The 1,417-nt window shown below is 59.4% G+C and carries 1 protein-coding gene; it reads left to right on the top strand.

The window, feature by feature from the left end:
* Positions 1 to 179: 179 nt before the first annotated feature.
* The gene (locus tag ACRBG0_RS27565) at positions 180 to 1,316 is read left to right on the top strand and encodes an ISAs1 family transposase (protein ID WP_431490050.1); all 1,137 of its coding nucleotides are present in this window, start codon (positions 180 to 182) and stop codon (positions 1,314 to 1,316) included.
* Positions 1,317 to 1,417: the final 101 nt, after the last annotated feature.

Genomic DNA, 1,417 nt, shown 5'->3' with positions numbered 1-1,417 from the left:
CCATGGCGGCACAGGCAACAGCTGTCAATCCGGTTACGCCAAACCCAGGGCCGGCGCACCATCGTACAGATCGCACTTTGTAGGTTTGTGTGCGTTTGTACGCACTTTGTCTGACAAATCGTCACTTGGAGCCGGGTGAAGACTGTCCATCCTGGCGTGACGATGTTCAGACTGGGCCCATGGCTCGACCGAAATGGCTCACCTACTTCGATGACCTTCCAGACCCGCGTGTGGAGCGAACGCGGCGGCACAAGCTCTCTGACGTGCTGGTGATCATGCTGTTGGCAGCGATCTGTGATTGCCGAGGTTGGGACGCGACGCATGAGTTCATCAAGTATGGGCCGCCGGAGTTGCGTGGTCTCCTCGAACTACCGAACGGCGTCCCCTCTGCGGACACACTGCGGCGGGTCATGACCGCGCTCGACCCGGTGGCATTTCGCGCGGCGTTCATGGCGTGGGCACGAGCGCTGTGCACATCGACCGAGGGCAAGCTTGTGTCGATTGATGGCAAGACGATACGGGGGGCGTTTGCAGACGGCAGCGCTGGCTCGCTCCACCTCGTCAATGCTTGGGTGAAAGAGAACGCTATCGTGCTCGGACACTATGCAACCGACGTCAAAAGCAATGAAATCACGGCGATTCCCGCGTTAATCAAACTGCTCGACGTGAAGGGGGCCATCGTCAGCATCGACGCGATGGGGTGTCAGAAGAGCATTGCGAAAACGATCCGAGAACAGGGCGCGGACTACCTCTTCGGACTCAAGGGCAACCACCCCACGCTGCACCGTGAGGTGCTCGACGCGTTTGATGACGAGACGTGTGCTGAGCTGGCCAGCTCCACCCACACCTGCCATGCCGAAGCTGACAAAGGGCACGGGCGGACCGAGTACCGCAAGGTCTGGGTGCAAAAGGATGTGAAGTGGCTACACCAGTCCGACCAATGGCCCGACTTGAAAACGATTGTGCTGGTTGAGTCTGAACGCACGTTGGAGGGTAAGACATCGCGACAACGACGCGCCTACATCTCCAGCCTCGAAGCGTCGGCCGAACGCATGCTCTCGCTCGTACGCGGTCACTGGCACATCGAAAACAAGCTGCACTGGGTGCTCGACGTCACATTTGGCGAGGACCGCGCCCGCGTCGCCAAGAAAAACGGCGCAGAAAACCTCGCCACCGTACGGAAGGTCGCCCTCAACATGCTCCAAAACGCACCCGTTCGCACCAAGCGCACAAGCATCGCAGCGAAGAAACAGCTCGCCGTTTGGCGCGTCGACTACCTTCTCACCGTCCTCGGCTCCGGAACTATTGAGGATTAAGATGCGCCGGCCCTGACGCCAAACCGCCGATACCTAAGCAAACGAACCTCGGCCAACAGTGGCCCCTATTGAAGCGGTCTCGTCAACTTTCGATTCGGATG

This window comes from Lewinella sp., assembly GCF_050633125.1.
Lineage (GTDB): Bacteria > Bacteroidota > Bacteroidia > Chitinophagales > Saprospiraceae > Lewinella.
The sequence above is the reverse complement of the archived record's forward strand: the minus strand, read 5'-3'. Positions and strand labels throughout refer to the sequence as shown.

Excerpts from the sequence above, each read along its gene's own strand:
- ACRBG0_RS27565 (WP_431490050.1), top strand. The coding sequence starts at position 180 with ATGGCTCGACCGAAATGGCTCACCTACTTCGATGACCTTCCAGACCCG.